Here is a 3,949-nt window from a genome sequence, read left to right as displayed (position 1 = left end):
ATCGCCATCGCGGCGGAGCGGCGGCAAGGGAGCTGAGAGGGCGATGCCGGATCCGGCGCCTCCGCCGCGCAGCCTCCCTGATCCGTCGCGCTTTGATCCGTGGGCCGGCCACCGGTTCGGCGGCGTCCGCTGGTTCGTTTTCTCCATCGCTTTTCACATCGGCTTGCTATTCGTCTTCGCGACTGTGACCCTGACGGTCATTCGCAAAGCCCAAGAGATCCGCGTCAAAGTCGTCGACGAAACCGCGGCCAACATGGACGAACTCGATGGCGCGCCGTCGCTGAAAGATCTGGCCGGCGTCCTGAAAATGGAGCAGGCCTTGCCGCAGAGGGCCGCACCCAGTGGCCCGGTGATTCAGGGCGTGCGCCCACCCGAGATGCCGCGGATTGGCGGTGTCGGCCCCGCGCTCGGAACGGGGCCGAACCTGGACACGGTCTCCACGCACCTGTCCTTCGGCTCCGGCGCCGTTGGCGGGCTGGGCGGCGGCTTCGGCGATTACATCGGCGGGCTGCGCAAGGTGGGTCTCGATGTTGCGCTGGTCATCGACACCACCGACAGCATGCAGTTCGTCATCGACGATGTGAAGCAGAAGCTGTCGCAGCTCGTCGGCGCCATCCAGCGCATGGTGCCCACCAGTCGCGTCGGCGTCGTGGTCTACCGTGACAAGGGTGACGATTACGTGGTGAAGTGGACGGACTTGAGCTTTCGCACCGAGAAGCTCCAGGAGTTCTTGTCGCACATCAGTGCGGACGGCGGAGGTGATTGGGAGGAAGCCGTCAAGGAGGCTCTCGATGCGGCCGTCAACGACCTCAAGTGGCGCAAGCAAGCCAAGAAGATCATCATCCTGGTGGGCGGCTCGCCACCGCACCCGTGGGACGTCGATGCGGTGGATAAGATCGTGGGCGACTTCCATAAGGCGGGCGGCTACATCAGCACCATCGACGTCACCAAGCGTCAGCATGAAGAGTTCGATCGCAACCTGTGGCGGTCGTTGCATGGCAGCGCATCGTATCAACCGTCCCCGATGCCCGAATTCTACAAGGAAGTGGCGCGTTCCTTTGGCGCCATCGCTCAAGAAGGTGGCGGCGAGCTCATCAGCCTGGATCAGGACAAGGCGTTGATCCGCGAAGTGCTGGCGTTGACCTTCGGGTCGCGCTGGAAAATCGAGATGGCGAAGTACCTGAAGGAGCTGTCGTGAGGCGGCTCCGCCGCCGTTGACAGTCGACAGTCCAAAGTCGAGAGTTTAGACTCCCGCCCAGATGCAGCACCTCTTCCGGAAAAATCTTTTGCCTTGGCCGGCGCGGGTCTGTCTGTTGTGTGCCTTTGTTTTCCCACTAGCCCGTCAGGCGGCGGGGCAGACGGCGGGTGAGTTGCGTGCCGGCGGGCGCGAAGCGGCCGCAGAGATCGCGGCGCAGAGGGCGGGCGGACACTTTGACGTTGCGGCACAGCAACGAGCGGTCGACCGGCTGGGTAAACTGGGGCTGGCGTACATCGATTTCAGTGATCGGGCGGCCCAGGCGGGTAGCGAGGCCCGCGAACGCGAAGCGTTGCTGAGTGCGTACCAGGCCGTCAGTGCGCCACTCGAAGACATCTACAGTCAGAACAGCGGCCAGCTCGAACGTGCGGTCAAGAAAGTCATGGATGAGGATGGGGACCTGGAAGCCCTCTACGAAACACCACAGTGGAAGGACGCGCAGCTGGTCGCCTCGCGGGCGCTCTATTTCCTCAACTGGCTGCACTATTACGGGGCCCGGCTGTACGATGGCGCCCAGCGTAAGGAGTTGCTGGAGAAAGCGCAGCATGGCTTTTCCGAATTCGCCGTCGGCGACCGGCGTACGGAACTGCTGATCGAAAGCTTGCTGGGGCGCGGCCTCTGCCATCTCGAACTCGGCAACATCGATTTCGGCACCCACGATCTGCAGGCGGTGATCACCGATCCTCAGGCTTCACCGGAACGCAAGAGCAAGGCCCGCCTGGCGCTGCTCGATGCGGCGGTGCGCGCCGGCAAGGTGGAAGACGCCCTGCGGCTGTCGGATCAATTGCTCGGCACGGGCACCCGATCCGAAGATAACGTCGTCCGCTTCTTGCGTATCCGCGCTTTGCTGGCGGGGGTGAAAAGCGCTGCCGGCTCGCAAGCGGAGCGCTACCGGCAACAGGCGCTCAGTCTGATGGAGCAGTTGCGCAAAGCCGGCGGGGGTTGGGAAGAGAAGGTTGCCGCCCTGGCGCAGACCGGCATCGAGGACCCCGAAAAGTGGGCCGGAAAGGCCGCCAGCCCGTTCGCTCAGTGGGAACTGGCAAAGCTGTTGGTGCAAAAGGGTGACTACAAGCAGGCCATGCCGCTCCTCGAAGGCTTGGTCAACAGTCCAGACACCGAGGCGCGGCAGCATCGGGGTGAGGCGCAGTACTTCCTCGGACTGGCGAACTTTCAAGCGGCCCGATACGAAGAAGCCGCCCAACACCTGGCGGCCGCACTGAAAGAATCGAACCCGTCGTACGGCGCGGACGCCGACTACCTGCGCTTCAAAGCGATGGAAGCAATCGTCGCCGGCAATCGTAACGCCGGCGCCGGCGCCGAGTATGCGCAGGCGGTGCGTGACTACCTGACGCGTTATCCCGATCATCGCTTCGTCTTCGAGGCGCAGTTCCGACTTGGGGAGCTGCTGCAAGCACAACGCCAGTTTGCCGAGGCTATCCAAGCCTACGCCAAGGTCCATGGCGACCCGGGCTTCGAACTGCGTGCCCAGTTTGCCACGCTGCAGTGCGATTTCGAGTTGTTGCAGGCCGCGAACCAGCGGCCCGGCGGCGGCCAGCGCGCAGCCTTATTGAACGACATCGGCGGTGTGCTGCCGCGTTTCGCGAAACAAGCGGCGGAATACGAGGCCCAGGGGCGCAAGGCCGCGGCCGGCCAGATGCCGCTGGCGGAGATGCGGGCGAAAGGCGCCATCATGAAGGCCGTATACCTCACCCTCCAGGCCGAGCCCAAGGATGAGGCTGTGCTCGCAGCGCTGGACGGCTTCGAGAAACAGTATCCCGAGCAGAAAGACCTGCTTCCGCAGATCACACGGTTGCGGCTCGCCGCGCACCAGCATCTCGGACGCTTTGCGGATGCCAGTGTGGAAGTGCAGGCTCACGGCAAAGCGTTGCTCGCCAGCGCCGGTGCGCCGGCGATCGAGGATCTGGCGACCGGCTTCATCCGTGAAGGCGCGCGGCGCAACGGCAAGGGCGATGCCGCAGCCAATCAGGGGGCGCAGCAGGTCGCATTGCACCTCTACGAGTTGCTGGTGGCCGACAGCGAGGAAACGGGCAAGGCCAAGCTGACGCTGGCGCGGCTCTACGAAAACACCGGCGAGTTCGACAAGTCGGCGGCGCTGTATGCCGAGATCCTCAAAGCCAACAGCACCTCGCCGGTGGCTTTACGCGGGCTCGGCCGCATCGCGGAAGCCCAGCACCGTTTGGCCGATGCGCTGGGGTATTGGCAACAACTCGCCCGGACGGTACGGCCCGGAGACGCGCCATGGTACGAGGGCAGCTATCAGGTCGCGCGTCTCACCCAGGCCATGGGCAGGAAGAAAGAATCCTGTGACCTACTCGAGCAACTCAAGCCGGCGATGCCGGGCCTGAGCGACGCGGATCTGCGCACGAAACTCGACAGCCTGTACCAGCAGGCGTGCCGCTGACGATCCGGTCAGCGCCCCGCCCGCCTTAGAGAGTGCGGATCTTCTCGCAAACAGTGCTTCGACAAGCTGCCAATGAACCAACTGGCTGGGGGCCACCAAGCAATGTGCAGAAGGGTTCCCCTCCTTACCAAGGGACTGTCGATAAACTGCGTTGAGCGAAGCTCCATGTCTGACTCGATGTCACGGTGTTTGGCTGAGCGAGACGATATGCATCGAAACGAGGTGAGTCGCGGCTGCGGCCCACCTGCGCCCTCCCTGGCGGCTAGAGACGA

At 63.9% G+C, this 3,949-nt stretch carries 2 protein-coding genes; both read left to right on the top strand.

Features of this window, described 5'->3' with window-relative positions; translation table 11 throughout:
• Positions 1-1,198, top strand: a 1,198-nt coding sequence (locus VF515_04010; GenBank protein ID HEX7406800.1) for a vWA domain-containing protein, incomplete at its 5' end; no start/stop codon positions are given.
• A gap of 115 nt (positions 1,199-1,313) precedes the next feature.
• Positions 1,314-3,677, top strand: a complete 2,364-nt coding sequence (locus VF515_04005) for a tetratricopeptide repeat protein (GenBank protein HEX7406799.1) — start codon at positions 1,314-1,316, stop codon at positions 3,675-3,677.
• Positions 3,678-3,949 lie beyond the last annotated feature (272 nt).

It is taken from the genome of Candidatus Binatia bacterium, assembly GCA_036382395.1.
GTDB lineage: Bacteria > Desulfobacterota > Binatia > HRBIN30 > HRBIN30 > JAGDMS01.
This window is presented reverse-complemented; position numbering and strand designations above follow the sequence as displayed.